Raw genomic sequence first — 25,578 nt, 5'->3', positions numbered from 1 at the left:
CCCGGCCTCACATGTCGATCATCATCTCGAAGCCGCCAAAGATCATGCGCTTGCCGTCGAAGGGCATGTTCTTCGGATCCATGTAGGCTGCGATGCGCGGATCCTTCATCACCTTGTCGTTGATGGCGTCGCGCGCGGCGCGGGATTCGTAGACGATCCATGAAAACACCACCGCCTCGTCTTCCTTCAACTCCACGCTGAGCGGGAAGGAAGTGATCTTGCCGGGCGGGACATCGTCGCCTATGCATTCGCGGAATTCCAGCGCGCCGAATTCCTTCCACACCTTGCCGCACTCGAGCGACATCTTCTTGTACTCCTCCACCTTGTCCTTGGGTACTGGAATCACAAAACCGTCTACGTATGGCATGTCCGTCTCCTTGGTTGTGTTGAGCGATTCAGATTAGCCAAGGTTGACAAAAATGACAAGCGGCGCACCCTAGACCTAGATCGTGTTGGCGAAGCGGCGGCGATAGGCGCCCGGCGTGGTCGCGGCCAGGCGGCGGAAATGGTGGCGCAATGATTCCTCCGAACCGAAGCCGGCGCGCTCGGCGATCTGCGCCAGCGGCACGTCGAGCACTTCCAGCATCTCCTTGACGATCGCCACGCGCTCGCGGATCAGCCATTCCACCGGGCCGAGGCCGGTCGCCTGCTGGAACTGCCGCTGCAAGGTGCGCGGGCTCATCGCGGCGCGTTCGGCCATGCTGTTGACGGTGTGCTGCTGCGCCGGATTGCTGCGCAGCCAGTCCATCAGCCGCGACAGCCGGCCCTGTTCCCCCTGGGCCATCGGACGCGGCAGGAATTGCGCCTGTCCGCCCTCGCGATGCGGCGCCACCACCAGCCGCTGCGCCACCAGGTTGCCGACCTTGGCGCCGTAGTCGCGCCGCACCAGATGCAACAGCATGTCGAGGCCGGCGGCCGATCCGGCGGCGGTGATCACCTGGCCGTTATCCACGTACAAATCGTCGGGCTGGACCGCGATCTGTGGATAACGTTGCGCCAGCCGGTCGGCATAACGCCAGTGGGTGGTGGCGCACTGGCCGTCCAGCACGCCGGCGGCGGCCAGCACGAACACGCCGGAGCAGATCGAGCACAAGCGGGTGCCGCGCCGGTGGGCGGCGCGGATCATGTCCAGCAGCGCGGGCGGCGGCAATTCGTCGGCATCGCGCCAGCCGGGAATGATGATGGTGTCGGCCCGCTCCAGCAATTCCGGCGTGTACGGCGCCTGCACGATGATGCCGCCGGCTGCGCGTATCGGCCCGGGCTCGACGGCGCAGACGGCAAAATCGTACCAGTCGACGTCCAGCTCGGGACGCTCCAGCGCGAACAGTTCGACCGTGCAGCCGAACTCGAAGGTGCACAGGCGGTCGTAGGCCAGTGCGACGACAAGATGTTTTTTCATGGCGCAATCTTAACGCAGAATGGCTTATGCGCCACTGCCGACGACGACGGCGCGGCCGCACAATGGCGTCACTGTCCACTCATTGAAGGAGATCAAGATGTCCGCCAAATCCCTCGTCAGCGCCATACCCGCCGCCCCCGGCGCCGCCGCTCTCGCCCACTTCGAAGCGAGTTTCAGCTATGAAACCGACTGCTGGGACGTGCACGACGCGCTGACCGGCGGCCAGCAGGATTTCGTCCTGCTGGATGTGCGCGGCACGGAAAAATACGCGGCCGGCCACGTGCCGGGCGCGCTCGATTTGGCGCACCGCAAGATCATCGGATCGAAGATCGCCGAGTTCCCGGCGGACACCTTGTTCGTAGTCTATTGCGCCGGTCCCCACTGCAACGGCGCCGCCCGCGCCGCCGTACGACTGGCGCAACTGGGCCGTCCCGTCAAAGTCATGCCGGGTGGTATCACGGGCTGGCTGGACGAAGGTTTCGCCCTGGCCACGGGATCATAAAATTTCGATGAATTTTCCGCGCTTGAAATAACCACGGACAGCATAGCCGTCGAGTTCGCGGATCACCAGGTCGGGATCTTGCGGATCGACGCTGAAAACGGGGGTATCGGGATCGAGTGCATCGGCCAGCGCGGTGGCGGCGCGGTTGCACTCGGGGCGGCCGGGCGATGCTCGGACTACGATTCCACTGACTCGGACTTTCTTGCCGCTGCGCGCCATTGCATCCTCCACTGAACATTGAGCCGCCCGGGCGGCCATGTCTGTCAGACCCGGGGCAAGCTCAAAAGTTCAGGCAGGATTACATCGCCAGCGCTTTTTCCACGGCGCCGACCAGCTGCTTGTCGGTAGGCGTGACTTTGCTGCCGAAGTTGTCCACCACCTTGCCGTTGCGGTCGATCAGGTATTTGTGGAAGTTCCAGGCCGGCGCCTTGCCGGTGATCTTGATCAGGTTGGCGAACAGCGGGTTAGGTTCCTTGCCCGACACCACCGATTTGGCGAACATCGGGAACTTCACGCCGTAGGTGTTGTAGCAGAAATCGGCGATTTCCTTGCTGCTGCCCGGCTCCTGCTGGCCGAAGTCGTTCGACGGGAAGCCCAGCACCACCAGGCCCTTGCTGCCGTACTTGGCATACATCGCTTCCAGGCCTTCGTACTGGTTAGTAAAACCGCAATAGCTGGCGGTGTTAACGACCAGAATCACCTTGCCGGAATACTGGCACAGGTCCTGTGGCGCCTCGTCCTGCAGGCGCTTGAAGGTTTGCTTCAGGATCGCGGGGCAGCTGCCCGGCGCGGCGGCAGGCGCCGCCGCAGGTGCGGTCGCCGCTGGCGCTTGGGCAAACGCCGAAGCGCTGGCCAGCATGGTCAGCGAAGAAATCAGGCACAACTGGGCAAGGGACTTGGACATGGTTATCGGCCGAAAAAGGAAGGGGAAATCATTCTATGCCAAACCCGACAAAATTGCCGGGAGGCCCGAAATTTCCGGCCCAGGTCCTCCACACGATTGAGCGGGATTAAGCAAAATCCAAAAGCCTGCCGCACACTAGGAATCCGATCGCGCCAGCATGGAGGCCATCATGCGAATTCTTTGGTTGTTATGTCTGCTGATAACCGGCTTGGTCCGCGCGCAGACCGTCTCGTTGCCGGCGATGAACACCACCCAGGTCAGCGTCTCGGGCCTGTCGTCCGGCGCCTTCATGGCGGTGCAGTTCGAGGTGGCGTTTTCCAGCGTCGTCACGGGCGCTGGCATCATCGCCGGCGGTCCGTACTTCTGCTCGCAGGGCAGCGTGTTCACCGCCACCACCAGCTGCAGCTGCACCACCGAACTGTTTTCCTGCCGCGTGCGGCAAGGCTCGACCCACGTGCAGGACCTGATCGCCTTTACCGACTGGTTTGCCGAAGGCGGCAGCATCGATCCGACCTCCGCGCTGGCCGCCCACAAGATATGGATGTTTTCGGGCAGCGCCGACAGCGTCGTGCCGCAGCCCGTGATGCACGACCTGTACGCCTATCTGCGCCACTACGTCGACGCCAACCGGATTTCCTACACGCGCGACCTGGAGGCCGAGCATGCGATGCCCACCGACCGCTACGGCAGCAGCTGCAAAACGCTGGGCAGCCCCTACATCAACAACTGCGGCTACGATGCGGCGGGCGAGCTGCTGAAGTGGATCTACGGCCCGCTGTTCCCGCGCAACACCGGCAACCGCAGCGGGCGCTTCATCGCTTTCGACCAGTCGGAGTTCATCCCGCTGCCGGGATGGCACGGCATGGCCGACACCGGCTACCTGTACGTGCCGCCGGCCTGCGACACGGACGCCGGCGCCGGCTGCCGGCTGCATGTGGCCTTCCACGGCTGCCTGCAGGACCTCGACGATATCGGCACCACCTTCATCGAGCGCGCCGGCTACAACGCCTGGGCCGACACCAACAAAATAGTGATCCTGTATCCGCAGGCGACGGCGATTTTCCCCTACCCCAATCCCAACGCATGCTGGGACTGGTTTGCCTATGACGACACGCGCTACGCACAGAAAAACGGCCACCAGATGGCGGCCGTCAAGCGCATGGTCGACCGGCTGACGGGCGTCTCGCCGGTCACCGTGCTGGTGCGCGAAGTGCCTAGATGCCGCCCAGGCAGATGTACTTGATGACCAGGAACTCATCGAGCCCGTAGTGCGAACCCTCGCGTCCCAGGCCGGACTGCTTGACGCCGCCGAACGGCGCGATTTCGTTGGAGATCAGGCCGGTGTTGACACCCACCATGCCGCTCTCCAGTCCCTCCGCCACGCGCCAGATGCGGCCGATGTCGCGCGAATAGAAGTAGCTGGCCAGGCCGAACTCGGTGTCGTTGGCCAGGGCTATGGCTTCCTCGTCGGTCTTGAAGCGGAACAGCGGCGCCAGCGGGCCGAAGGTTTCCTCGGTCGCCACGATCATGTCGTTGCTGACGTCGGCGATCACGGTAGGCTGGAAGAAACTGTGGCCCAGCTCATGGCGCTTGCCGCCCGTCAGCAGGCGGCCGCCCTTGGCCAGCGCGTCGGCCACGTGCTGCTCGACCTTCTGCACCGCCTTCTCGTCGATCAATGGCCCTTGCGTGACGCCGGGCTCGGCGCCGTTGCCGACCTTGAGCTTGCCGACGGCGGCCACCAGTTTTTCGGCGAACTGCTCGTAGATACCGTCCTGCACGTAGATGCGGTTGGCGCAGACGCAGGTCTGGCCGGCGTTGCGGTACTTGGACGCCAGCGCGCCTTCGACGGCGGCATCGAGATCGGCGTCGTCGAACACGATGAACGGCGCGTTGCCGCCCAGCTCCAGCGACAGCTTCTTGATCGTCTTGGCGCTCTGCTCCATCAGCAGGCGCCCGACCGCGGTGGAGCCGGTGAAGGTCAGCTTGCGCACAGTCGGGTTGGAGGTCATCTCGGCGCCGATGTCCTTGGGCGTGCCGGTCACCACGCTGAACACGCCGGCCGGTACGCCGGCCCGCTCGGCCAATACCGCCAGCGCCAGCGCGCAGTACGGCGTCGATTCGGCCGGCTTGAGCACCATCGGGCAGCCGGCGGCCAGCGCCGGGCCGGCCTTGCGGGTGATCATCGCGATGGGGAAATTCCACGGCGTGATGGCGGCGCAGACACCGATCGGCTCCTTGGTCACCAGCAGGCGGCGGTCCTGCCAGGGCGAGGCCAGCGTTTCGCCGGCGACGCGCTTGGCTTCCTCGCCGAACCATTCGATGAAGGAAGCGCCGTAGGCGACTTCGCCGCGCGACTCGGCCAGCGGCTTGCCCTGCTCGGCCGTCATCAGCTGCGCCAGGTCTTCGGTGTTTTCCAGGATCAGGTCATTCCACTTGCGCAGGATGATGGCGCGCTCGCGGGCGCTCTTCTTGCGCCAGGCCGGCCAGGCAGCGCTGGCGGCGGCGATCGCGCGCCTGGTTTCGGCGGCACCCATCAGCGGGATGGTGCCCAGTTGCTCGCCGGTGGCGGGATTGGTGACGGCCAGCGTGGCGCCGTTGTCGGCGTCGCTCCACTGGCCGTTGATGTAGGCTTGCTGGCGCAGCAGCGTCGGATCTTTCAGTTGCAGCATGGGTGATCTCCTTCATTGCGCAAAGGATCACTATGCCACAGACCGCGGCGGCGCGTTTTACTCCACGGTGAACGAGGACAGGTCGGGATGCGGTGCCGGATAGGCCAGGTCCATGCTTTCCAGCGTCTCCAGCAGCAGGCTGGCGACCACCAGGTTGCGGTGCGTCTTGGAATTGGCTGGCACGATGTACCACGGCGCGTGCGGCGCGTTGGTTTCGCGGATGGCCTTCTCGTATGCGCGCTGGTAATCGTCCCACTTCTTGCGCTGCTCGACGTCGGTCGGATTGAATTTCCACTGCTTGTCCGGATCGTCCAGGCGCTCCTGCAGGCGCTGGCGCTGCTCTTCCTTCGAGATGTGCAGGAAGACCTTGATGATGGTGGTCCCGGTCTCGCTCAGCATGCGTTCGAAATCACGGATCTGCGCGTAGCGGCGCTCGCATTCCTTGGCGTCGATCATGCCCTGCACCTTGGTGATCAACACGTCTTCGTAATGACTGCGGTTGAAGATGGCGATCTCGCCCTTGACGGGCACCTGCTGGTGCACGCGCCACAGGTAGTCGTGGGCCAGTTCGTTGTCGGTCGGCGCCTTGAAGGCGGCCGCCTTCACGCCCATCGGGCTGATGCCGCTGAACATGACGCGTATCGTGCCGTCCTTGCCGGAGGTGTCCATGCCCTGCAGGATCAGCAGCACTTTTTGATTGTGCTGCGCGTACAGCTTGTCCTGCAAGGCCGAGATGCGGTCGATCAGCGCGACGGTGCGCTTGATGTCGAGCGCCTTGCCTTTGGACTTGCTCAGTTCCGGATTGGCGGAGCAGCTGGAAAAAGCATCGTCATCCGCATATTTTTCATGCAGTTTCTGCTTGGCGGTGGCGCGGAAGCGCTGGCGGGCGTCATGTGTCATGAGGCAAGCTTATCACTTTACGGCCAGCGTGGCGGCACGATAACCCCACCACGCCGCCTCCTCGAACACCGAGAAACCCGACAGGTCGGCATGCGCGAACAGGATGCTGCCGTCCGCCTCGCGCAGCGCCTTCGTGCCGGCGTTGCTGCGGAAGTTGGGCCACGGCGACGCCATCGCGTGGCCGCGCAAGGTGATGTCGACCCGCTCGACGCAAGACGCGAACTGCGCGCCGTAGGCCTCCTTCAAATCGGCGCTGGCCAGCGCCAGCAGTTCCTCCGGGCTGGCCGCCGCCAACCAGCGGCGCGCGGCCAGGGGCTTGCGGTCCGACAGCGCGACATAGGCGCTGAACACGGTCTTTTCCGGCGGCCGCACGCGGATGTCCTGGTGGGTGGAGACCACGAAGCCCAGCCCCGGCTCGCTGTACACCACGTTATCCCACGACAGCGGCTGGCTGGGCCGCTCTTCCGGAAAGCGCTTGAGCAGGAAGTTCGCCACCATCCACGGCGCGTATTCGGGGATGTGCTTGGCCGGATCGAAGCCGTATTCGGCGATGTTATCCACAACCCGCGCGGCGATGTTGACCGGCATGGCGCAGATCGCCTTGCGGGCGCGGACCAGGTAGGTGCTGGGCTTGCCGGCTTCCAGCGTGAAGCACAGCGCCTCGACCCCGTCTGCGGTTTTTTTCAGCGACACCACGGTGCCGGCCATGCGCGGCACGCCGGCCGCGTGTTCCATGCCTTTGGCCAGCGGCTGCAAGCCGCCCGGCCACGTCAGCCAGGCACCGTTGCCGGCGTTGGCGGCCTGACCCCAGCGGCTGCAGTAGTAGTGCAGGCCGGCCCATGCCGACACCTGGTCGTAGCGGGTGCCGTAGTCGTCGCGGCAGCAGTAGTTCAGATACCAGTGCAAGGTCGGCGATTTGTAGCCGCTCTGGTCCAGCCACTGCTTGAGCGTGATGCGGTCCAGCGCCTGCCACTGCGGGTCTTCCGACGACATCACGGTCGGGAACACGAACACGCGGCGACCATCGGCGCCCTTGGTCTGGCGCAGCCTGGTCACTTCGGCGAAGAAGCGCGCATGCTCGTCGCGCTCCCATTGCGGCACGCCGTCCGTCGGGATGAAGCCGTCCTGCCAATGGCCGTTGAACAGCAGCCGCTCCTCCGGCCCGTGCAGGATATAGCGCTCGTCGTAGTAGGGCTTCTCCGCCATCGCGTCTTTTTGAATGATGCCCAGGTCGGCCAGGATCTCGCGCACGTGCACCGACTCCGGCGACGGCAGCGGCAGATAGTGCGCGCCGGTCGGATATTCGAGATCGTCGAAAGCGCCGCCGGCCGCGTTGCCGTACGGTTGCGGGCCGTCGATCATCAGCACGTCGGACAGGCCGAGTTTTTTCAACTTCCACGCGGCGGTCAGGCCGGCGATGCCCGAGCCGAGTATCGCGATATCGATGTGGATAACTTTCGACGGCTGCGGCAGCGGGCGGCGGTCGCGCAGATAGTGGCCTTCGTCCCGGCCCGGATAGCGGACCGTCGGCGTGATCTCCTGCCAGCGCTGGAAGCCGGCCACGCTGCCGGCCGCCACCACGCCGCTGGCGCCGGCCCACACGAGGAAGGAACGGCGCAGCATCAGCGTATCACCCGGCGCCAGTCCTGCTCGAACTCGTGCACCAGCGACTGCGTGTTGAGCCGGTTCGGCTCCATCGGCAGCGGCCTCATATCCGGCGGGAAGATGAACATCTCGCGCGTGGTGTCGGCGTTCAGGTAGCGCATCGGCAGGCGGTAGTTCACCGGCGGCTTGTAGTCCGCCTGCGGCGAGGCGAGGATGAAGCCCCATTCACCGAACGACGGCACGTAGGCGTGATATGGCCAGGTCTTCATGCCCACCTCGCGCAGCGTGGCGTCGATGGTCCAGTAGGCATGCGGCGCAAAGAACGGCGACGTCGACTGCACCACCATCAAACCATTGGCGGCCAGGTGCTTCCTCACCATGCCGTAGAACGGCACCGAATACAGCTTGCCCAGCGCGAAGCTGGACGGATCGGGGAAGTCGACGATGACGGCGTCGAACATGTCGTCGTTGTGCTGCAGCCAGATCGCCGCGTCGGCGTTGATGACGCGCACGCGCTTGTCGCTGAACGAGCCACCATTCAGCTTGACCAGCTCCTCGCGCTTGGTGAAGGCGCCCGTCATGGCCGGGTCCAGGTCGACCAGCGTGACCTGCTCGATGTTCGGATAGCGCAGGATCTCGCGCAGCGCCAGTCCGTCGCCGCCGCCCAGCACCAGCACATGCTTGGCCCAGGGCAGCGGTTGCAGCACCGGGTGCACCAGCGCCTCGTGATAGCGGTACTCGTCGCGCGAGGAGAACTGCAGGTTGCCGTTGATGTACAGGCGCAGGTCGTCCTTCCAGCGCGTGATCACCAGCCGCTGGTACGGCGTGGTGGTGGCGAACACGATCTCGTCGCCGAACAGGCCGTGCTCGCCCCAGTACGTGAGCTTGTCGGCGAAGGCGAAGCCGAACACCAGCACGCACATCACGCTGGCCGCGCGCAGCATGCGGCCGCCGACGTTTTTCAGCTCTGTGCGAAACGCGGTAATTGTCCACAGGGCGACGCCGACGTTGAGCATGCCGAACAGGAAGCCGGTGCGCACCAGTCCCAGGTACGGCGCCAGCACCAGCGGAAACAGCAGCGACACGGCCAGCGCGCCGAGATAGTCGAAGGTCAGCACGCGGCTGACCAGTTCATTGAATTCGGTCTGGCGGGCGTTCAGCGCGCGCATCACCAGCGGCACCTCCATGCCGACGAAGGCGCCGATCAGGAACACCATCACGTAAAGCAGCGTGCGGAACGGCGCGGCCATCCACGAAAAGGTCAGGAACAGGATCGCGGCCGACACGCCGCCGACCAGGCCGACCGCCAGTTCGATATCGACAAAGCGCGACAGCACATCCTCATCCCGTACATACTTGGAAAAATGCGCGCCGACGCCCATCGCGAACAAATAGCAACCGATGATGGTGGAAAACTGCAGGATGGAGTCGCCCAGCAGGTAGCTGGACAGCGCGCCGGCGATCAATTCATAGGCCAGCCCACAGGAAGCAACCACGAACACGGACAGGATCAGAATCTTTTTGGTCATTTGCGCTTTTTTGAACTATTATCAACGAATCATTGCCAAGTTCACCACTTTAACTGAAGGTGCGCCGTGCCCGCCATCCTAAACTATCTGATTCATCTTTTACTGGCCGCCGTGTTGCTGGCCGTGTTTTTCAAAGCCTACACATGGATGACTCCTTTTGACGAGGTTTTGCTGATACGCCAGGGGAATTTCGCGGCGGCGCTATCGCTGGGCGGGGCGTTGATAGGTTTTTCCATCACCATCGGTTCGGCACTGGTGCATACTGCCGATTACCGCGAGTTCTCCGCCTGGGCCTTCGGCGCGATGGTGGTGCAGATGCTGGCGTATGCGATCACGACCCGGGTGCTGAATATGTCGAAAGACCAGATCGAGGGCAACAACGCAGCGTTCGGCGGCCTGCTGGGCGCGATCTCCATTTCCATCGGCGTCATCAACGGCGCCTGCATTTCCTAATTTGCGTTTCCTAATTCAATGAGGATCACATCATGAGTCTCGGCAGCTTTATCAAGAAGCAGTTTATCGACGTACTGCAGTGGAACGAGGAAGTCGACGGCGTACTGGCCTGGCGTTATCCGATGCAGGACCAGGAGATCCAGAACGGCGGCGTGCTGGTGGTGCGCGAATCGCAGATGGCGGTGTTCGTCAACGAGGGCCAGATCGCCGACGTGTTCGGCCCCGGCACCCACAAGCTGACCACGCAAACCCTGCCGGTGCTGACCAACCTGAAAAACTGGGACAAGCTGTTCGACTCGCCGTTCAAGTCGGATGTCTATTATTTCAGCACCCGCGTGCAGACCGGCCGCAAATGGGGCACGCAGCAACCGATCACCATCCGCGACAAGGACTTCGACATGGTGCGCGTGCGCGCCTTCGGCATGTACTCGTACCGCGTGGCCGATCCGCGCCTGTTCTTCAAGGAGATCAGCGGTACCCGCGAAAGCTACACCCGCGACCAGGTCGAAGACCAGCTGCGCGGCATCCTGATGGCGACCATGGCCAGCTCGCTGGGCAGCGCGCAGGTGCCCTTCCTCGACATGGCGGCCAACCAGGCGCTGATGGCGCAGCAGGTCAAGGGCGACCTGGCGGCGGCGTTCGGCCGCTACGGCATCGGCCTCGATGAATTCAACGTCGCCAGCGTCAGCCTGCCGGAAGAACTGCAGGCCGCGCTGGACGAGCGCATCTCCGCCGGCATGAAGGGCGGCATGAGCGCCGACAAGATGGCCGGCTTCACCAAGTACCAGGTGGCCAGCGCGATTCCGCTGGCGGCGCAGAACGAAGGCGGCATGGCCGGCATCGGCGCCGGCCTGGGTGCCGGCGTCACGCTGGGACAGGTGATGGGCCAGGCGCTCGGCTCGACGCTGGCGCCGCAAGCCGCGCCGGCTGCGGCACCAGCAGCGCCGGCGGAAGATTCGATTGAAGCCCGCCTGGAAAAACTGAAAGGGCTGATGGACAAAGGCCTGATCTCGGCCGCCGACTACGACAGCACCAAGGCCGAACTGCTGAAAAAACTGATCGGCTAAGCGCGCTACATGCAAATCGTTTCCTGTCCCAGCTGCGGTGCGGAAGTCAAATTCCGCTCGCATGCCTCGGTCATGGCCGTCTGCGAGTATTGCAGCACCAGCGTGCTCAAGGACGCCGACTCGGTCAAGGATCTGGGCAAGATGTCGTCCGTGCTGGAGGACTACTCGCCGATCCAGATCGGCACGTCCGGCGTGCTGGGCGGACGGCCGTACAACGTGGTCGGCCGCATCCAGCTGCGCTATTCGGCCGGCATGTGGAACGAGTGGTATCTGCTGTTCGACGACGGCAAGACTTCGTGGCTGGGCGACTCGTCCGGCATGTACACCATCACCGCCGAGTACAAGGGCGAAGGCGAACTGCCGGCCTTCGAGCAGTTGCAGCCGGGCCGCAACTACGGCATCTTCGGCGCGCCCTACACCGCCGCCGAGATCCGCGTCGCCGATTGCATCGGCGGCCAGGGCGAGCTGCCGTTCAAGGTCGGCGAAGGCTACCAGGCCAGGGTGGCCGACTTCCGCCGCGGCGTGGAATTCATCACGCTCGATTATTCCGATGCGCCCCGCCCCGTGGTCTACACCGGCCTGGCCGTCACGCTGGAGAGCATGCAATGCCAGCTGCTGCGCGACGCCGACGCGATCCAGCGCGCGGCCGGCCGCTATCGCGGCAAGCTCGATGCGCTCGACTGCCCTTCCTGCGGCAGCGCCATCAAATACCTGCCGGGCGTGACGGCGACGCTGGTGTGCCCGGCCTGCCAGACGCAGATCGACGCGGCCAGTCCGGAAGCGCAAGTGCTGGCGGCGGGCGAACGCGTGACGCGCTACGAATCCTCGCTGGAGCTGGGCGCGACCGCCAAGATCAACAACCAGGACTTCACCATCATCGGCATGATGCGGCGCGCCGACGACGAAGGCACGGAATGGACCGAGTACCTGATGTACGGCACCCGCGCGGGCTTCTCGTGGCTGGTGGAGACGGACGAAGGCTGGTCCGGCGCCAACGTGATGTCCGAATGGCCGCTCTGGTATGCCCCCGGTTCGGAGCGGGTAACGGTGGACAAGGTGCAGTTTAACCGCCTGTATGACTACGGCTCGGTGGTGACCTTCGCTGCGGGCGCCTTCAACTGGCGCGTGGCGGTTGGCGACCGCACCCGGGTCGAGGAATTTTCGGCCGGCCAGCTGCGGCTCGCGTCCGAGACCACTGCGCAGGAAATGACGTGGTCGCGCTCTTCGCCGGTGCCGGCCGACCAACTGAAGGCCTGGTTCGGCAACCAGTTCAAGGGCCGTGTCGCGCCGTCCACAGCCAAGGGCGGCAACGACAATCGCCGCTACCGCAACGCCGCCAAGTACATCATCTGGTTCATGCTGGCGATTAACGCGATCCCGCTGCTGATGAATTTTTCCGGCACCTGGTTCCTCAGCCTGATCGGCGCGGCGGCGATCTACCTGCCCGCGTGGTTTATGGATAACGACAGCAAATCATGAGCAAATTCTTCATCTACGCGATCATCGTCAGCGTCGTCACCTCGGGCAGCAGCTGGATGCGTGCCATAAGCGGCGGCAGCAACTACAACAGCGGCTACCGCGGAAGCACGTGGAGCTCGCATACCGGCGGCGGGGGCGGCAGCTATGGCGGCGGCTCCGGCGGCGGGGGCCACAAGTGAAACGCGAAGCGCTTCCCGGCGGCGCGGCCGCGGTCGTCCATGCGCCGTCCGGCACCCACGTGCTGGCCGACCTGAGCGGCGTCGCTGCCGAAATTTTAGGCAGCTGCGGCCAGCTGGAACAACTGCTGCGCACCGCAGCCCAGGCCGCGCATGCGCAGGTGCTGTTCAGCCATTTTCACGGCTTTGGCGAAGGCTTGGGTGTGACGGGAGTGGTGCTGCTGGCCGAATCGCATATCTCGATTCATACCTGGCCCGAGTGCGGCTTTGCCGCCGCCGACATTTTCATGTGCGGCAGCGCCCAGCCGGAGTTAGCGCTTGCTATTATTGAAATGGCCTTGAAACCGGCTTCCAGCCAGATCAATACGATCAAGCGGGCGCCGCCTCAATAAACCCGCGCAGCGGCCTGGCTGGGCGACATGGGCTTCAGCGGGACCTCCACCGGCGCCAGTGCGGCCGTGGATGGAATGCCGGCCATATCCACGTGGCGCAGCGTGACGGTGATATTCGGCGGGTAGTCGAAGCCGGCGCCGGTGTTGCGGTCGACGATGTAGCCGATGCCGCCACCCAGCAACAAGTTGCCCCAGACCGCCTTGTTCGACTTCGACACGACGGTGGCGTTGCCGACATAGCTGTCCTTCTTGCAGTCCACGGCCAGGTCGCCGGTGCTCTTGTGCACCATGACGCTGGCCGGGCTGGTCAGCGTCCAGCTGCCGGCGTCGTTGCTCAAGGTGCAGCCCAGGCCGGCGATTTCCTTGCCGTCCAAAACGGTCTGCAACGCCAACGGCTGCATCTTCTCGCCGATCACCGAGGCGCAACCGGTCAGCGCCATGGCGCCCAACAAAGCGACTACCCTGCTCATGCGTTACCCCTATGAATTATTGTTTTACCAATCGCAATAGTCTTAACACAATAACCCAGCGGGGCACTAAACACAAAAAAATCATCAGGCCGCTTGGGCGGCGGCCAACTGGCTATCCTTTTCACCGGCGGCGACGGCGGCCGGCCGGCCTTGGACGCGGGCCACGTAATCGGCGATTTCCGGGCGTTTGGGCAGCAGATCGAACGCGCTCATCCAGCCCAGCGACGCGCCCCACAGCACATCGACGGCGCTGAACCTGTCGCCCAAAAGATACGGTCCCTTGGACAGCTGCGCCGTCATGGTGCTGAACATGTCGTCGAAATCGCCGTAGCCGCAGGCGGACTTGTCGGCCGGCTCCCGCTTCATCCACCGGTCGATCACCGCGGGCTCGAAGCAGCTGCCGTAGAAAGCCATCCAGCGCAGGTAGGGGCCGCGCTGCGGATCGCCCAGCGGCGGCGCCAGTTTGGCGTCCGGGAACAGGTCGGCCAGGTACAGGTAGATCGCCACCTGCTCGGTGATGACGGCGTCGCCGTGGCGGAGCGCCGGCACCTTGCCCATCGGGTTGACGGCCAGGTAGGCGGCCTCGCGGTTCTCGCCCTTTTTCATGTTCATCACGTGCAGCTCGTAGGGCGCGTGCAGTTCTTCGAGCAAGGTCAGCACGCCGGTCGAGCGGGAATGTGGGCAGTGGTACAGCGTCAATTGTGGTGCCATGGTGGGGTCTCCTTGAGTTGGTGAGGAAAAGCCACGATAACTCTTGCTATGATGACGGTCTTGTAAAAACGCGAACACACTATGGCGGACAGTTACAAAGGCGTGGTCAATCCCTCGGCGGTGGGCAAGGTCTTCCGGCTGGAGCGCTTCGCGCCCGCGTCCGACCTGGCGCCGTTCATCGAGTATTTCTGGCTGGTCGCGTGGGAGCTGCCCGACGGCGTGACCCACGTGCAGCGAACGCTGCCCTCGCCCTGCATCCACCTGGTGTTCGATGCGGGAAAGACGGCGGTGTTTGGCGTCATGACGGGCTCGTTCGAATATACGCTGAAAAACAGCGGTCGCGTTCTGGGCGTGCGCTTCCGGCCCGGTGCGTTTCGCAGCTTCCTGGGACAGCCGGTACAGTCCATCACCAACCGCGAGTTGCCACTATCGTCGCTGTTCCACTGCGATGACGTTGAAGCCGAGCGCAGCGTGCTGGGGGCGCCGGACGACGCAGGCATGGTGGCGGCGGCCAGCACCGTGATCCGCCGCGCGCTGCCGCCGCCGGATGCGGAAATCGAACGCATCGGCACCATCATGCAGACCATCCAGCAGCATGCCGACATCACCCGGGTGCAGCAACTGGCGGACGTCACCGGCATCAGCGTGCGGCGGCTGCAGATACTGTTCAAGGAATACGTGGGCGCGACGCCCAAATGGGTCATCCGCCGCAACCGGCTGCTCGATGCGGCCGACCAGCTCGCCACCGGCAGCGAGGTCGACCTCGCCTCGCTGGCGCAGGCGCTGGGTTATTACGACCAATCTCACTTCACCACCGATTTCGAAAAACTGGTGGGCAAGCCGCCCGCCGACTACCGCCGCAGCTGCAAGGAGCAAGCATGATCCGTCGTTTCAAACAGGTGGACGTCTTCACCACCACGCCGTTCAAAGGCAATCCGCTGGCCGTGATACTCGACGCCGAGGGTCTCAGCGATGAGCAGATGCAGGCCATCGCCCGCTGGACCAATCTGTCGGAAACCACCTTCGTGCTGCCGGCCACCGATCCCGCCGCCGACTACCGCGTGCGCATCTTCACGACGGCGGAAGAATTTTTATTCGCCGGCCATCCGACGCTGGGCACCGCCCACGCGCTGCTGGAGGCGGGACTGCAGCCCAAGACGCCGGGCATGCTGATGCAGGAATGCGGCGTCGGCCTGGTGCCGGTGCGGATAGCCGCCGGCGGCGAACTGGCGTTCCGGGCACCGCCGGCGACGTTCGAGACGCTGGACGCCGGCCTGCTGCCGCTGCTGCGCACCGCGCTGGGCAGCGATGCACTGACCGAGAGCCAGCCGCCGGTTGCAGTCAACATGGGCATCTGCTGGCTGGTTGCACGGCTCGGCACGGCGGCAGATTGCATGGCGCTGGCGCCGGACGCCGCCGCGTTGCAGGAGTTGATGCGGCGCACGTCGAGCAACGGTGTGGCGGTCTACGGCCCGCATCCGTCCGGCGGCCCGGCGGACTACGAAGTGCGCGCGCTGTTCAAGGAACACGATGTGATGATCGAGGATCCCGTCACCGGCAGCGCCAACGCCTGCATCGCCCGCCTGCTGCCATCGGACCGGCCGTACGTGGCACGCCAGGGCACGGCGCTGGGCCGCGACGGCCGGGTCGCCGTCACCTACAGCGAAGGCGAGCCATGGATAGGCGGCAACGTGGTCACCGTCATCGACGGCAGCCTGCACTATTGACGGCGCCAACATCCGATGAGACACTGAGTGCCCTACCAATCCACAGGAGACTAAAAAATGCGCCATCCAGACATTGACCTCCTGTCGGCTGCCTGACTACGTCGGGACTCCCTCTGTAGTGTGTTGATCCGCGCGTTCTCGCGCAGCTGACTTCCCGTATTTCGCCGCCCGTCGCGACACCGCGAAGGGCATCGTTCGCCCTAACGAAATCAGGAATCACACACATCATGATCGACATCGATTTTGAATCGCTGCGCCTTATCGGCTTGACGCAAACCATCGCCAGCCAGCTACACCTGTTGCACGATGCCCCAGCCGACGCCCGGCTGGTCCGCATCACCGAGATCCAGCGCGACTGGCTCACCGTCCACGACGGCCACGCCGAGTTCCGCGCACGCATGCTGCCGGCGCTGCACGACGGAGCGCTGGCCGTCGGCGACTGGGTACTCAGCACCACGCTGGCGCACGACGAACGCTGGCTCAGCGCCCTGCTGCCGCCCACCACGCACATCGCCCGGCGCGGCAACGATGGCCGGCAGCACAGCCTGGTCAGCAACGTCGACACCGCGCTGCTGGTGATGGGACTGGATCACGACTTCAACCCGCGCCGCCTGGAGCGCTATCTCGCCATCGTCAAGACAGCGGGCGTGGAGCCGGTAGTGGTGATGAGCAAGGCCGACATCGGCGACGAGGTGGAACAGCGCATGGAGCTGCTGCGGCAACGCCTGCCGACCGGCATTCCGCTGCTGGCCATCAACACGCTCAGCGGCGACGACGCGGCGCAACTGTTGCCGTGGCTGGGCATCGGCCAGACGCTGGTGTTGCTGGGCTCTTCAGGCGCCGGCAAGTCCACGCTGACCAACACGCTGACGCTGGCCGGCCAGCAAACCGGTGGCGTGCGCAAGGGTGACGGGCGCGGGCGGCATACGACCACGTCGCGCACGCTGCACCAATGCGCCGGCGGCGCGTGCATCATCGACACGCCGGGCCTGCGCAGCTGGCAGCCCGACGCCGACGAAGCGAGCCTGGCGGCCGCCTTCGAAGACATCGACGCGCTGGCGGCACACTGCCAGTTCCGCGACTGCCGCCACACCAGCGAGCCCGGTTGCGCGGTGCGCGGAGCGATCGACGACGATCGGCTGCAGAACTACCACAAGCTGCTGCGCGAAGCCCGCCGCAGCCAGCAAACCCCGCTGGACCGCATCGCCGAAGTCGCCAAATGGAAAATCCTGAATCGTGCAGCCGCTGTCCGGTCCAGGGATAAACGACGTTAGCCGTAAATCACCGCACCGGCTTATTCAACGATACGCGCATAGCCGATGACGTGATGGGCGAGCAGTTCCGACTGCTCGTTGAAACATTCGGCTGTGCCGTAGACGGTCCGCTTTCCAAGCTTCAGTACCCGCGCCACGCACACGATATCTTCCTGGCGGGCGCTGCGAAGAAATGCCGTTTTCATGTCCGACGTTACCCAGCGCTCACTGGTGCCGCGTTGGGTCATGATGGCCAGCCACATGGCGACGTCGGCGGCCCCCATGATCGTCATGCCGCTGACGATACCGCCCGGCCGCTCGAGGGTTGCGCTGAACGGGACGACGAGGGTGCATACCCCCTCCTCGCACGAACGCACCGAAAATCCATACGGCGACAGGAACGCGGATTCCGCCAGCACCGCGTTCAGCTGCTCGACCGACGCAAGCAAAGGAGCCGTCATTGCGCACGCTCCGCGGTCAGCCACGGCAGCAAGGACACGCTCCAGATATTCTGGCCCGGCAGCGCGGCGACCAAGCCGGCGCCCACGGACAAACAAGTTTGCATCGCTGAGTTCATGCGTTCTCCCGATCAAAGATCCGGAGCCAGAATAATCCCGCGCGCCGACAATAGCGATGGGAAAATGATGAATGGCACTTCCGCAGGGCGAACGGCAGCCAGTAGAACCAGATCGACTATACTGCCTTTATAGTCGGTCGATGGAATCGGAGGACATATGAGCAAGCAAGTCATACATTGTGATCCGGAGATTTATAGCGGCGCTACTGTTTTTGTTGGTACCCGTGTGCCGCTATCTTTCATGTTTGACTATTTGAAAGCGGGTGAATCAATTGAGACGTTCGTCGACCAATATCCATCCGTTTCCAGAGAAGCCGCGATTGCTGCGTTGGAGCTTGCAGGTCAACTAGCCGACAACCATGCACATCTTGCTTGATGAATCGATGCCGAGACTACTCGCGGCCGATCTGATTGGTCACAGTGCGCGTACAGTTATGCAATGTGGTTGGGGAGGCACCAAGAACGGTAAATTACTGGCGCTTGCGGCAAGCTTACTCTTTGGAGGAGTTACGTCGTGGCTACGAAAAAATCACGGCCCCTCAGCGATGAGGAATTGGAAGCATATGAGGCGACGCGCGACTTGTATGCTGGGCTCAAGCAGGCTGCGCGCGACATACAGACTGGACGAGTCAAGGTGGTCTATTCATCAATGATTTCTGATTTCGTGCCTTGTCAGCGCGCCGCGACTGTCGAAATAAAAATCCAATGTGTCGGGGTCGACCGGAGTTTGGCAAAAGCCCAAATAGTAGGAAATCTCCATGCCATCACCGTGGTCAGGCTTGCCAACAATGGCGACGAGACTGCTCCTCGACATGCCGATCTGGACACGCTTTTTCAGCAAGTCGTTGACCATTGCTCCCCGGATGCACGTGTCATCGTGTCCGGCGGCGTCGGCCCACCGTTTTTCGTCAAAATCCGCGCCGGAGAACGGCGACGAAAAGACCTCCCACAACAGATACAGCACGAGCAGCGCCACCGCGGCCAGGCAGGCGCGTTCGGCTTTCTTGTATGTCGTGGCAACAGTTTCTGTTTGCATGGGTCGCGCATAAAAAAAGGCAGCCGAAGCTGCCTTTTTTTGCTGTGATGCCTTGCGTTGCTTAGTGCTTCGCGCGCAGTTTGGCGATGGCCGCCAGCTGGCCGATGGCCGCTGCCAGTTCCGCTTGCGCTTTCGCGTAGTCGATGCCGGAGCTGTTGTTGGCCAGCGCTTCTTCGGCACGTTTCTTGGCCGCTGCCGCTTTGGCTTCGTCCAGATCCTTGCCGCGAATCGCGGTGTCCGCCAGCACCGTCACGGCGTTCGGCTGCACTTCCAGCAGGCCGCCAGCGACGAAGACAAATTCTTCCTCAGCTTGACCTGGTACCTGGATGCGCACCGCGCCCGGACGGATGCGGGTGATCAGCGGCGTGTGCTTGGGATAGATCCCCAGCTCGCCCTGCTCGCCCGGCAACGCGACGAATTCGGCTTCGCCGGAGTAGATCAACTCCTCGGCGGAAACCACGTCAACGTGAATAGTATTTGCCATGTGTGTCCTGTCGGGTGGAACGCTCCCGCCTCACGGCAGGAGCGGTCTCAACAATTAGTTGAGTTTCTTGGCTTTTTCGATGGCTTCGTCGATCGTGCCAACCATGTAGAACGCTTGTTCCGGCAGGTGATCGAGTTCGCCGGAAGCGATCATTTTGAAGCCCTTGATCGTGTCCTTCAGCGAAACGTATTTACCTGGCGAACCGGTAAACACTTCAGCAACGTGGAACGGCTGCGACAGGAAACGCTGCATCTTACGTGCGCGCGCCACCAGCAGCTTGTCTTCCGGTGCCAGCTCGTCCATACCCAGAATCGCGATAATGTCGCGCAGTTCCTTGTAACGCTGCAGCGTGCCCTGAACGGCGCGCGCGGTGTCGTAGTGCTCCTGGCCGACGACCAGCGGATCCAGCTGACGCGAGGTCGAATCCAGCGGGTCCACCGCAGGGTAGATACCCAGCGAGGCGATGTCACGTGACAGCACGACGGTCGAATCCAGGTGACCGAAGGTGGTCGCTGGCGATGGGTCGGTCAAGTCATCCGCTGGAACGTAGACGGCCTGGATCGAGGTGATCGAACCGGTCTTGGTCGAGGTGATGCGCTCTTGCAGACGGCCCATTTCTTCGGCCAGAGTAGGCTGGTAACCCACTGCGGAAGGCATACGGCCCAGCAGTGCGGATACTTCGGTACCGGCCAGCGTGAAGCGGTAGATGTTGTCCACGAAGAACAGAACGTCCTTGCCTTCGTCACGGAACGATTCCGCGATGGTCAGGCCGGTCAGCGCGACGCGCAGACGGTTGCCTGGTGGTTCATTCATCTGGCCGTAGACCATCGCTACTTTCGAGTTGGCCGGGTTTTCCAGGTCAACCACTTTAGCGTCAGCCATTTCGTGGTAGAAGTCGTTACCTTCGCGGGTACGCTCACCAACGCCGGCGAACACGGACAGACCCGAGTGCGCCTTGGCGATGTTGTTGATCAGTTCCATCATGTTCACGGTCTTGCCCACACCTGCACCGCCGAACAGACCGACCTTACCGCCTTTTGCAAACGGGCAGACCAGATCAATCACCTTGATGCCGGTTTCCAGCAGGTCCTGCGATGGCGACAGTTCGTCGTAGGCAGGAGGAGTGCGGTGGATCGAGGCGATCTGGTCGTGAGCGACCGGGCCGCATTCGTCGATCGGGTTGCCCAGCACGTCCATGATGCGACCCAGGGTAGCTTTACCCACTGGCACCATGATCGGCTTGCCGGTGTTCTGGATCATCATGCCGCGGCGCAGGCCGTCGGACGAGCCCAGAGCAATGGTACGGACTACGCCGTCGCCCAGCTGTTGTTGTACTTCCAGGGTCAGCTCGGAGCCTTCCATTTTCAAGGCATCAAATACCTTAGGCATCGCGTTGCGTGGAAACTCTACGTCCACCACAGCGCCGATACACTGAACGATTTTGCCATCAGCCATGTTCGTTCCTTCAAATATAGTTAAATTCGTTTAAACCGCTGCCGCACCGGCGACGATTTCGGAGAGTTCTTTGGTAATCGCAGCTTGACGGGTCTTGTTGTAGATCAGCTTCAATTCGCCGATCACACTGCCGGCGTTGTCGCTTGCCGACTTCATCGCCACCATGCGCGCCGATTGCTCGGACGCCAGGTTTTCCGCCACCGACTGGTACACCAGCGCTTCAACATAGCGCTCCAGCAGCTCATCAATCACGGTCGCAGCATCCGGCTCGTAGATGTAATCCCAGTTGTGATTACCCGCGTCGGCCTGCGTCTTGGCGGCTGGCAGTGGCAACAGTTGCTCCACTACCGGCTCTTGCTTCATCGTGTTAATGAACTTGGTGTAGCACAGGTAGACTGCGTCGACCTCGCCGTTCTGGAATTTCTCGAGCATGACCTTGACCGGTCCGATCAGTTTTTCCAGGTGCGGCGTGTCGCCGATCTGCGTTACTTGCGCAACGACAGGGACGCCTACGCGATTCAAAAACCCCAAACCTTTGTTACCGATAGCTACCGCGGCAATCTTGTTGCCGGCCGTTTCCAGCTCACGGGTTTTCGCCGTCACCATGCGCAGGATGTTGGTGTTCATGCCGCCGCACAGACCTTTGTCGGTGGTGACGATCACGAAGCCAACTGCCTTCGCCGTATCCTTTTGCTCTGTTGCCAGGAACGGGTGGGTGTATTCCGGATTTGCGGTAGCCAGATTGGCGGCGATATTGCGAATCTTTTCACTGTAGGGACGGGCGGCGCGCATGCGATCCTGCGCTTTGCGCATTTTCGATGCGGCGACCATTTCCATCGCCTTGGTGATCTTCTTCGTATTCTCTACGCTCTTGATCTTGCCACGTATCTCTTTGCCTACTGCCATGAGTCCTTACTCCTTCTGCGCGGAAGGCGGCCCGGGAATGAACCCGGGTCGCCGTTGTGCTTAAAATGCGCCGGATTTCTTGAAGTCAGCAACGGCGGCCGACAGCGTTGCTTCGCCGTCTTTGTCCAGTTGCTTCGACGATTCAATCTTGGACAGCAGGTCGGCTTGCTTGGTCTTCAGGTAAGCGTGCAGACCGGCTTCGAACGGCAGTACCTTCTTGACTGGCACATCATCCAGGAAGCCTTTGTTCACGGCGAACAGCGAAGCGGCCATCAGCGAGATCGACAGTGGCGAGTACTGAGCCTGCTTCAGCAGTTCGGTCACGCGGGCACCGCGGTCCAGCTGCTTGCGGGTCGATTCGTCCAGGTCGGAAGCGAACTGCGCGAACGCAGCCAGTTCACGGTACTGCGCCAAGTCGGTACGGATACCGCCGGACAGGTTTTTGATGACCTTGGTCTGAGCGGCGCCACCGACGCGCGACACCGAAATGCCGGCGTTAATCGCAGGACGGATGCCCGAGTTGAACAGCGAGGTTTCCAGGAAGATTTGACCGTCGGTAATCGAAATCACGTTGGTCGGCACGAACGCCGAAACGTCGCCAGCCTGGGTTTCGATGATCGGCAGTGCGGTCAGCGAACCGGTCTTGCCGGTGACGGCGCCGTTGGTGAAGGCGGACACGTAGTCGGCGTTCACGCGGGCTGCGCGTTCCAGCAGGCGGCTGTGCAGGTAGAACACGTCGCCTGGATACGCTTCGCGGCCTGGTGGGCGGCGCAGCAGCAGCGAGATCTGACGGTAGGCGACGGCTTGCTTGGACAGGTCATCGTAGACGATCAGCGCGTCTTCGCCGCGGTCGCGGAAGTATTCGCCCATGGTGCAGCCCGAGTAGGCCGAGATGTACTGCATCGCTGCCGATTCGGCGGCCGATGCGGCAACAACGATGGTGTACTCCAGCGCGCCGTGCTGTTCCAGCGAACGCACGATGTTCTTGATCGTCGAGGCTTTCTGACCGATAGCCACGTAGATGCAGGTCATGCCCTGGCCTTTTTGGTTGATGATCGCATCAACCGCCACGGCGGACTTACCGGTTTGGCGGTCGCCAATGATCAGCTCGCGCTGGCCACGGCCGATCGGCACCATCGCGTCGATCGATTTCAGACCGGTCTGCATAGGCTGCGAGACGGACTCACGGGCGATAACGCCTGGAGCGATCTTTTCGATAGGCGAGGTCAGCTTGGCGTCGATGGCGCCTTTGCCGTCGATCGGCTGGCCCAGGGCGTTGACCACGCGGCCACGCAGTTCAGGACCGACCGGCACTTCCAGGATGCGGCCGGTGCACTTGACCGTGTCGCCTTCGGAGATGTGCTCGTAAGCGCCCAGGATCACGGCGCCGACGGAGTCACGCTCCAGGTTCATCGCCAGACCAAAGGTGTTGCCAGGGAATTCCAGCATTTCGCCCTGCATCACTTCCGACAGGCCGTGAATGCGGACGATACCGTCGGCGACGGAAATAACCGTGCCTTGGTTGCGTACTTCAGCGCCGCCATCAAGGCCTTCGATACGGCTCTTGATCAGCTCGCTGATTTCAGATGGGTTGAGTTGCATACTAACTCCTAAAAGTGTTTCTCTCAGCTTGCGCGAGATGAAGAATCTGTTCTAAGCGACGCTTATGCGACCAGTGCGACACGCATTTGCTGCAGCTTGGCGCGGACCGAAGTGTCCAGCACTTCATCGCCAACGACCACGCGCACGCCACCGATCAACGCTGGATCCACGGTCACTACCGGGTTCAGCTTACGGCTGAATTTCTTTTCCAGCGTGGCGACCAGCTCGCTCACTTGAGCCGCGCTCAGGTCGAAGGCGCTGGTGATCTCGGCGTCTGCCGCACCTTCCTTGGCGTTTTTCAACGCCTGGAATTGCGTGCCGATTTCCGGCAGCAGACTGATGCGGCCGTTGTCGACCAGCATCGCCAGGAAGTTTTTCGCTTCCGTGTTCAACGGCGACTTGACCAATGCCGTAATGGCGGCGCTCACATCGCTAGCCGAAGCTTTCGGGTTGCGGGCGAATGCTTGCACCTCGGGGTGGGCACCGATCTGGGCCAGTTCGGCCACCAGTTCGGACCACGCCGCGAGGTTGAACGATTCCTTACCTGCTTGGGCTACGCGGAACAAAGCTTCCGCGTAGGGACGGGCGACGGTTGCGTTTTCTGCCATGATTACAGCTCGACAGACAGGCGCGACAACAGATCGGCGTGGGCCGAGGCGTTGACTTCGCGCTTGAGGATTTGCTCGGCGCCCTTCACAGCCAGGTCAGCCACCTGAGCGCGCAGCGCTTCGCGCGCCTTGGCCAGTTGCTGATCGGCGTCGGCCTTGGCTTGCGCAATGATGCGGTTCGCTTCGGCTTGTGCATTAGCTTTGATTTCTTCGGCGACCAGTTGCGCGCGCTTTTCAGCGTCGGCAACGCGTTGCGAAGCTTCTTCGCGTGCACCTGCCAGCGCTTCGCTGGCGCGCTTCTCAGCGACCACCATCGCTTGCTGGCCTTGGTCGGCCGCAGCCAGACCGTCAGCGATACGCTTGGCACGCTCATCCAACGCTGCATTCAGCGATGGAAATACGAACTTCATCGAAACCCAGACCAACACCGCGAAGGTGATCATCTGACCGATGAGAGACATATTGATGTCCATACCTTTGCTCCTAACTAAAAGTTTCTCCTAGAAGGGAGCGAATTACTTGCCAGCAGCAGCGATAACGGCGGCCAGGAATGGGTTGCTGAAGGTGTACAGCAGAGCAACACCGACGCCGATCATCGAGATCGCGTCCAGCAGACCAGCGATAACGAACAGCTTGGTTTGCAGTTGTGGCATCAGTTCTGGTTGACGAGCCGAGGCTTCCAGGAATTTGCCGCCCAGAATTGCGAAACCGAGTGCGGTGCCGATTGCGGCCAGGCCGATGATGATTGCTGCGGCCAGAACGGTCATGCCTTGTACTTGTGCGATCAGAGCTTGCATTGAATTTCTCCTAAGATTTTAAAAAAGACTACGATACTGAAAAGTTAAAAACGATTTGTTGCTTAGTGCTTCTCAACCGCGAGGCTCAGATACACGACAGTCAACGCCATAAACACAAACGCTTGCAGGGTCACCACCAGGATGTGGAAGATGACCCAAGGACCACCCAGCAGCCACTGCGCCCACCATGGCAGCAGAGCGATCAGAATGAACAGCAGCTCACCGGCATACATATTGCCGAAGAGTCGCAGCGACAGCGACAGTGGCTTAGCCAGCAACTCGATCATCTGGAAGATGAAGTTGACCGGAGCCAGCACGACGGCCATGAAGCCATGGGCGTGGAAGGGGGCGGTCAGCAACTCTTTACCCCAGCCGCCGAGACCTTTGGCTTTGATCGAGAAACCAATAATGCACAGCATGACGCCGAACGACATGCCGAAAGTGTGGTTGACGTCCGCGGTCGGCACGACTCGCAGCTTGTGGACGCCAAAGTAGCCAAGCAGCTTGGGCAGCAGATCGACCGGCAGGAAGTCCATCGCGTTCATCAGCCAAACCCAGCAGAAGATCGTGATGGCCAGCGGCGCGATGACCTTGCTCTTGGCGTGGAATGCGGAATTGACCACCTCGTTGACCAGCTCCATGACGGCTTCGACGAAGTTTTGCAGCTTGCCCGGCACGCCGGCGGTCGCCTTGCGCGACGCCATGTAGAACACGCCGAGGAAGATCAGGCCCAGAATGGCCGAAACCCAGAACGTGTCCAGGTTGAAGGTTGCGTCAGCATTTTTGAGATGGCTCAAGTGGTGCTGGATGTACTCGATGGAAGTCGGCGCCTCGTGGACTGCCTCAACAGCGTTTTCTGTGGTCATAAAAGTATTAG

The 25,578-nt window shown here is 62.5% G+C and carries 31 protein-coding genes; 11 read left to right on the top strand and 20 right to left on the bottom strand.

The features are described 5' to 3' along the window. Positions 1–7: 7 nt before the first annotated feature. On the bottom strand, positions 8–367 hold the full coding sequence (locus ABWW33_RS12425) for a DUF1428 domain-containing protein (RefSeq protein ID WP_353401863.1): 360 nt from the start codon (positions 365–367) through the stop codon (positions 8–10). A 75-nt stretch (positions 368–442) separates the two neighbouring features. Next, positions 443–1,399, bottom strand: coding sequence for a transcriptional regulator FtrA (gene ftrA, locus ABWW33_RS12420; protein ID WP_353401862.1), 957 nt, complete (start codon positions 1,397–1,399; stop codon positions 443–445). A gap of 97 nt (positions 1,400–1,496) precedes the next feature. Here ftrA and ABWW33_RS12415 point away from each other — a divergent pair, with 97 nt between their 5' ends. Beyond that, complete coding sequence (locus tag ABWW33_RS12415) at positions 1,497–1,901, top strand: rhodanese-like domain-containing protein (RefSeq protein WP_353401860.1); 405 nt, start codon at positions 1,497–1,499, stop codon at positions 1,899–1,901. Here ABWW33_RS12415 and ABWW33_RS12410 read toward each other — a convergent pair. Together ABWW33_RS12410 and ABWW33_RS12405 are read right to left on the bottom strand one after the other, a co-directional pair. Further along, positions 1,896–2,120 (bottom strand): hypothetical protein, encoded by a 225-nt coding sequence (locus tag ABWW33_RS12410; protein ID WP_353401858.1) that lies wholly within the window; start codon positions 2,118–2,120, stop codon positions 1,896–1,898. The two genes, ABWW33_RS12415 and ABWW33_RS12410, sit on opposite strands and share 6 nt — an antisense overlap. A 79-nt stretch (positions 2,121–2,199) precedes the next feature. Next, positions 2,200–2,805, bottom strand: coding sequence for a glutathione peroxidase (locus ABWW33_RS12405; protein ID WP_176653187.1), 606 nt, complete (start codon positions 2,803–2,805; stop codon positions 2,200–2,202). Between the two features lie 169 nt (positions 2,806–2,974). Here ABWW33_RS12405 and ABWW33_RS12400 point away from each other — a divergent pair, with 169 nt between their 5' ends. Continuing rightward, complete coding sequence (locus tag ABWW33_RS12400; RefSeq protein ID WP_353401857.1) at positions 2,975–4,048, top strand: extracellular catalytic domain type 2 short-chain-length polyhydroxyalkanoate depolymerase; 1,074 nt, start codon at positions 2,975–2,977, stop codon at positions 4,046–4,048. On the opposite strand, the gene ABWW33_RS12395 is transcribed toward ABWW33_RS12400, so the two are convergent. The 4 genes from ABWW33_RS12395 to ABWW33_RS12380 are packed head-to-tail and all read right to left on the bottom strand — an operon-like array spanning position 4,020 to position 9,508. Beyond that, positions 4,020–5,474 carry an NAD-dependent succinate-semialdehyde dehydrogenase gene (locus tag ABWW33_RS12395; protein WP_353401855.1) on the bottom strand — a complete coding sequence of 485 codons (1,455 nt, stop codon included), beginning with the start codon at positions 5,472–5,474 and terminating at the stop codon, positions 4,020–4,022. The two genes, ABWW33_RS12400 and ABWW33_RS12395, sit on opposite strands and share 29 nt — an antisense overlap. A gap of 57 nt (positions 5,475–5,531) precedes the next feature. Beyond that, complete coding sequence (locus tag ABWW33_RS12390) at positions 5,532–6,374, bottom strand: polyphosphate kinase 2 family protein (RefSeq protein WP_353401853.1); 843 nt, start codon at positions 6,372–6,374, stop codon at positions 5,532–5,534. Between the two features lie 12 nt (positions 6,375–6,386). Further along, positions 6,387–7,997, bottom strand: coding sequence for an NAD(P)-binding protein (locus ABWW33_RS12385; RefSeq protein WP_353401851.1), 1,611 nt, complete (start codon positions 7,995–7,997; stop codon positions 6,387–6,389). Continuing rightward, positions 7,997–9,508, bottom strand: a complete 1,512-nt coding sequence (locus ABWW33_RS12380; RefSeq protein WP_353401849.1) for a polyamine aminopropyltransferase — start codon at positions 9,506–9,508, stop codon at positions 7,997–7,999. Before ABWW33_RS12380 ends, ABWW33_RS12385 begins: the two co-directional genes overlap by 1 nt. Positions 9,509–9,574: 66 nt before the next feature. On the opposite strand from ABWW33_RS12380, the gene ABWW33_RS12375 reads away from it, so the two are divergent. From ABWW33_RS12375 to speD, 5 genes are read left to right on the top strand one after another with little or no spacing between them, the layout of a single operon-like run. After that, positions 9,575–9,961 carry a DUF350 domain-containing protein gene (locus ABWW33_RS12375; protein ID WP_176653192.1) on the top strand — a complete coding sequence of 129 codons (387 nt, stop codon included), beginning with the start codon at positions 9,575–9,577 and terminating at the stop codon, positions 9,959–9,961. Between the two features lie 32 nt (positions 9,962–9,993). Beyond that, positions 9,994–11,028 carry an SPFH domain-containing protein gene (locus ABWW33_RS12370; protein WP_176653193.1) on the top strand — a complete coding sequence of 345 codons (1,035 nt, stop codon included), beginning with the start codon at positions 9,994–9,996 and terminating at the stop codon, positions 11,026–11,028. Between the two features lie 9 nt (positions 11,029–11,037). Next, on the top strand, positions 11,038–12,507 hold the full coding sequence (locus tag ABWW33_RS12365) for a DUF4178 domain-containing protein (RefSeq protein ID WP_353401846.1): 1,470 nt from the start codon (positions 11,038–11,040) through the stop codon (positions 12,505–12,507). Then, positions 12,504–12,686 (top strand): hypothetical protein, encoded by a 183-nt coding sequence (locus ABWW33_RS12360; protein WP_353401845.1) that lies wholly within the window; start codon positions 12,504–12,506, stop codon positions 12,684–12,686. Before ABWW33_RS12365 ends, ABWW33_RS12360 begins: the two co-directional genes overlap by 4 nt. Further along, positions 12,683–13,075 (top strand): adenosylmethionine decarboxylase, encoded by a 393-nt coding sequence (gene speD, locus ABWW33_RS12355; RefSeq protein ID WP_353401843.1) that lies wholly within the window; start codon positions 12,683–12,685, stop codon positions 13,073–13,075. Before ABWW33_RS12360 ends, speD begins: the two co-directional genes overlap by 4 nt. Here the strand turns inward: speD and ABWW33_RS12350 are convergent. Continuing rightward, positions 13,069–13,545 (bottom strand): hypothetical protein, encoded by a 477-nt coding sequence (locus ABWW33_RS12350; RefSeq protein ID WP_353401841.1) that lies wholly within the window; start codon positions 13,543–13,545, stop codon positions 13,069–13,071. The genes speD and ABWW33_RS12350 overlap by 7 nt on opposite strands. A gap of 84 nt (positions 13,546–13,629) precedes the next feature. Continuing rightward, a complete protein-coding gene (locus ABWW33_RS12345) occupies positions 13,630–14,256 on the bottom strand; it encodes a glutathione S-transferase family protein (RefSeq protein ID WP_353401839.1) in 627 nt (208 codons plus the stop codon). 81 nt (positions 14,257–14,337) lie between these two features. Between ABWW33_RS12345 and ABWW33_RS12340 the strand changes: the two genes are divergently transcribed. From ABWW33_RS12340 to rsgA, 3 genes are all read left to right on the top strand, one after another. After that, complete coding sequence (locus tag ABWW33_RS12340; RefSeq protein ID WP_353401837.1) at positions 14,338–15,138, top strand: AraC family transcriptional regulator; 801 nt, start codon at positions 14,338–14,340, stop codon at positions 15,136–15,138. Beyond that, the gene (locus ABWW33_RS12335) at positions 15,135–15,983 is read left to right on the top strand and encodes a PhzF family protein (protein WP_353401835.1); all 849 of its coding nucleotides are present in this window, start codon (positions 15,135–15,137) and stop codon (positions 15,981–15,983) included. The genes ABWW33_RS12340 and ABWW33_RS12335 overlap by 4 nt, the downstream gene beginning before the upstream one ends. A gap of 227 nt (positions 15,984–16,210) precedes the next feature. Next, positions 16,211–17,257 (top strand): ribosome small subunit-dependent GTPase A, encoded by a 1,047-nt coding sequence (rsgA, locus tag ABWW33_RS12330; RefSeq protein ID WP_353401834.1) that lies wholly within the window; start codon positions 16,211–16,213, stop codon positions 17,255–17,257. A gap of 20 nt (positions 17,258–17,277) precedes the next feature. On the opposite strand, the gene ABWW33_RS12325 is transcribed toward rsgA, so the two are convergent. After that, complete coding sequence (locus tag ABWW33_RS12325) at positions 17,278–17,697, bottom strand: PaaI family thioesterase (RefSeq protein ID WP_353401832.1); 420 nt, start codon at positions 17,695–17,697, stop codon at positions 17,278–17,280. Between the two features lie 273 nt (positions 17,698–17,970). Here ABWW33_RS12325 and ABWW33_RS12320 point away from each other — a divergent pair, with 273 nt between their 5' ends. Next, entirely contained in the window at positions 17,971–18,189 is a 219-nt protein-coding gene (locus ABWW33_RS12320; protein WP_353401830.1) for a DUF433 domain-containing protein, read from the top strand. A 270-nt stretch (positions 18,190–18,459) separates the two neighbouring features. On the opposite strand, the gene ABWW33_RS12315 is transcribed toward ABWW33_RS12320, so the two are convergent. From ABWW33_RS12315 to atpB, 9 genes are all read right to left on the bottom strand, one after another. Continuing rightward, positions 18,460–18,849, bottom strand: coding sequence for a hypothetical protein (locus tag ABWW33_RS12315; protein WP_353401828.1), 390 nt, complete (start codon positions 18,847–18,849; stop codon positions 18,460–18,462). 61 nt (positions 18,850–18,910) lie between these two features. Then, positions 18,911–19,333: a F0F1 ATP synthase subunit epsilon gene (locus ABWW33_RS12310; RefSeq protein WP_176653204.1), complete on the bottom strand. Its 423-nt coding sequence runs from the start codon at positions 19,331–19,333 to the stop codon at positions 18,911–18,913. A gap of 54 nt (positions 19,334–19,387) precedes the next feature. Beyond that, the gene (gene atpD, locus ABWW33_RS12305) at positions 19,388–20,788 is read right to left on the bottom strand and encodes a F0F1 ATP synthase subunit beta (protein WP_152807971.1); all 1,401 of its coding nucleotides are present in this window, start codon (positions 20,786–20,788) and stop codon (positions 19,388–19,390) included. 30 nt (positions 20,789–20,818) lie between these two features. Next, the gene (gene atpG / locus ABWW33_RS12300) at positions 20,819–21,694 is read right to left on the bottom strand and encodes a F0F1 ATP synthase subunit gamma (protein WP_176653205.1); all 876 of its coding nucleotides are present in this window, start codon (positions 21,692–21,694) and stop codon (positions 20,819–20,821) included. A gap of 60 nt (positions 21,695–21,754) precedes the next feature. Beyond that, positions 21,755–23,296, bottom strand: coding sequence for a F0F1 ATP synthase subunit alpha (atpA, locus tag ABWW33_RS12295; RefSeq protein WP_176653206.1), 1,542 nt, complete (start codon positions 23,294–23,296; stop codon positions 21,755–21,757). 62 nt (positions 23,297–23,358) lie between these two features. Beyond that, positions 23,359–23,904 (bottom strand): F0F1 ATP synthase subunit delta, encoded by a 546-nt coding sequence (locus tag ABWW33_RS12290; protein WP_176653207.1) that lies wholly within the window; start codon positions 23,902–23,904, stop codon positions 23,359–23,361. Positions 23,905–23,906: 2 nt separating this feature from the next. Next, positions 23,907–24,377 carry a F0F1 ATP synthase subunit B gene (locus tag ABWW33_RS12285; RefSeq protein WP_176653208.1) on the bottom strand — a complete coding sequence of 157 codons (471 nt, stop codon included), beginning with the start codon at positions 24,375–24,377 and terminating at the stop codon, positions 23,907–23,909. 42 nt (positions 24,378–24,419) lie between these two features. After that, positions 24,420–24,701, bottom strand: a complete 282-nt coding sequence (gene atpE / locus ABWW33_RS12280) for a F0F1 ATP synthase subunit C (protein ID WP_093385793.1) — start codon at positions 24,699–24,701, stop codon at positions 24,420–24,422. A gap of 62 nt (positions 24,702–24,763) precedes the next feature. Then, positions 24,764–25,567 (bottom strand): F0F1 ATP synthase subunit A, encoded by an 804-nt coding sequence (gene atpB, locus ABWW33_RS12275; protein WP_176653209.1) that lies wholly within the window; start codon positions 25,565–25,567, stop codon positions 24,764–24,766. Between the last annotated feature and the right edge of the window lie 11 nt (positions 25,568–25,578).

The sequence above is a fragment of the Duganella hordei genome, assembly GCF_040369125.1.
In the GTDB taxonomy this organism is placed as follows: domain Bacteria; phylum Pseudomonadota; class Gammaproteobacteria; order Burkholderiales; family Burkholderiaceae_D; genus Rugamonas; species Rugamonas hordei.
The sequence above is the reverse complement of the archived record's forward strand: the minus strand, read 5'-3'. Positions and strand labels throughout refer to the sequence as shown.

What these genes read in the sequence shown, in the direction of transcription:
- ABWW33_RS12360 (WP_353401845.1), top strand. Translation starts at nt 12,504, where the DNA reads ATGAGCAAATTCTTCATCTACGCGATCATCGTCAGCGTCGTCACCTCG.
- ABWW33_RS12365 (WP_353401846.1), top strand. Translation starts at nt 11,038, where the DNA reads ATGCAAATCGTTTCCTGTCCCAGCTGCGGTGCGGAAGTCAAATTCCGC.
- ABWW33_RS12390 (WP_353401853.1), bottom strand. Translation starts at nt 6,374, where the DNA reads ATGACACATGACGCCCGCCAGCGCTTCCGCGCCACCGCCAAGCAGAAA.
- ABWW33_RS12345 (WP_353401839.1), bottom strand. Translation starts at nt 14,256, where the DNA reads ATGGCACCACAATTGACGCTGTACCACTGCCCACATTCCCGCTCGACC.
- ABWW33_RS12415 (WP_353401860.1), top strand. Translation starts at nt 1,497, where the DNA reads ATGTCCGCCAAATCCCTCGTCAGCGCCATACCCGCCGCCCCCGGCGCC.
- rsgA (WP_353401834.1), top strand. Translation starts at nt 16,211, where the DNA reads ATGATCGACATCGATTTTGAATCGCTGCGCCTTATCGGCTTGACGCAA.
- atpE (WP_093385793.1), bottom strand. Translation starts at nt 24,701, where the DNA reads ATGCAAGCTCTGATCGCACAAGTACAAGGCATGACCGTTCTGGCCGCA.
- ABWW33_RS12325 (WP_353401832.1), bottom strand. Translation starts at nt 17,697, where the DNA reads ATGACGGCTCCTTTGCTTGCGTCGGTCGAGCAGCTGAACGCGGTGCTG.
- ABWW33_RS12310 (WP_176653204.1), bottom strand. Translation starts at nt 19,333, where the DNA reads ATGGCAAATACTATTCACGTTGACGTGGTTTCCGCCGAGGAGTTGATC.
- ABWW33_RS12380 (WP_353401849.1), bottom strand. Translation starts at nt 9,508, where the DNA reads ATGACCAAAAAGATTCTGATCCTGTCCGTGTTCGTGGTTGCTTCCTGT.
- ABWW33_RS12285 (WP_176653208.1), bottom strand. Translation starts at nt 24,377, where the DNA reads ATGGACATCAATATGTCTCTCATCGGTCAGATGATCACCTTCGCGGTG.
- ABWW33_RS12425 (WP_353401863.1), bottom strand. Translation starts at nt 367, where the DNA reads ATGCCATACGTAGACGGTTTTGTGATTCCAGTACCCAAGGACAAGGTG.
- ABWW33_RS12350 (WP_353401841.1), bottom strand. Translation starts at nt 13,545, where the DNA reads ATGAGCAGGGTAGTCGCTTTGTTGGGCGCCATGGCGCTGACCGGTTGC.
- ABWW33_RS12335 (WP_353401835.1), top strand. Translation starts at nt 15,135, where the DNA reads ATGATCCGTCGTTTCAAACAGGTGGACGTCTTCACCACCACGCCGTTC.
- ABWW33_RS12320 (WP_353401830.1), top strand. Translation starts at nt 17,971, where the DNA reads ATGAGCAAGCAAGTCATACATTGTGATCCGGAGATTTATAGCGGCGCT.
- ABWW33_RS12385 (WP_353401851.1), bottom strand. Translation starts at nt 7,997, where the DNA reads ATGCTGCGCCGTTCCTTCCTCGTGTGGGCCGGCGCCAGCGGCGTGGTG.
- ABWW33_RS12340 (WP_353401837.1), top strand. Translation starts at nt 14,338, where the DNA reads ATGGCGGACAGTTACAAAGGCGTGGTCAATCCCTCGGCGGTGGGCAAG.
- ABWW33_RS12405 (WP_176653187.1), bottom strand. Translation starts at nt 2,805, where the DNA reads ATGTCCAAGTCCCTTGCCCAGTTGTGCCTGATTTCTTCGCTGACCATG.
- ABWW33_RS12290 (WP_176653207.1), bottom strand. Translation starts at nt 23,904, where the DNA reads ATGGCAGAAAACGCAACCGTCGCCCGTCCCTACGCGGAAGCTTTGTTC.
- atpA (WP_176653206.1), bottom strand. Translation starts at nt 23,296, where the DNA reads ATGCAACTCAACCCATCTGAAATCAGCGAGCTGATCAAGAGCCGTATC.
- atpG (WP_176653205.1), bottom strand. Translation starts at nt 21,694, where the DNA reads ATGGCAGTAGGCAAAGAGATACGTGGCAAGATCAAGAGCGTAGAGAAT.
- ABWW33_RS12395 (WP_353401855.1), bottom strand. Translation starts at nt 5,474, where the DNA reads ATGCTGCAACTGAAAGATCCGACGCTGCTGCGCCAGCAAGCCTACATC.
- ABWW33_RS12400 (WP_353401857.1), top strand. Translation starts at nt 2,975, where the DNA reads ATGCGAATTCTTTGGTTGTTATGTCTGCTGATAACCGGCTTGGTCCGC.
- atpB (WP_176653209.1), bottom strand. Translation starts at nt 25,567, where the DNA reads ATGACCACAGAAAACGCTGTTGAGGCAGTCCACGAGGCGCCGACTTCC.
- ABWW33_RS12410 (WP_353401858.1), bottom strand. Translation starts at nt 2,120, where the DNA reads ATGGCGCGCAGCGGCAAGAAAGTCCGAGTCAGTGGAATCGTAGTCCGA.
- atpD (WP_152807971.1), bottom strand. Translation starts at nt 20,788, where the DNA reads ATGGCTGATGGCAAAATCGTTCAGTGTATCGGCGCTGTGGTGGACGTA.
- ftrA (WP_353401862.1), bottom strand. Translation starts at nt 1,399, where the DNA reads ATGAAAAAACATCTTGTCGTCGCACTGGCCTACGACCGCCTGTGCACC.
- ABWW33_RS12370 (WP_176653193.1), top strand. Translation starts at nt 9,994, where the DNA reads ATGAGTCTCGGCAGCTTTATCAAGAAGCAGTTTATCGACGTACTGCAG.
- ABWW33_RS12315 (WP_353401828.1), bottom strand. Translation starts at nt 18,849, where the DNA reads ATGCAAACAGAAACTGTTGCCACGACATACAAGAAAGCCGAACGCGCC.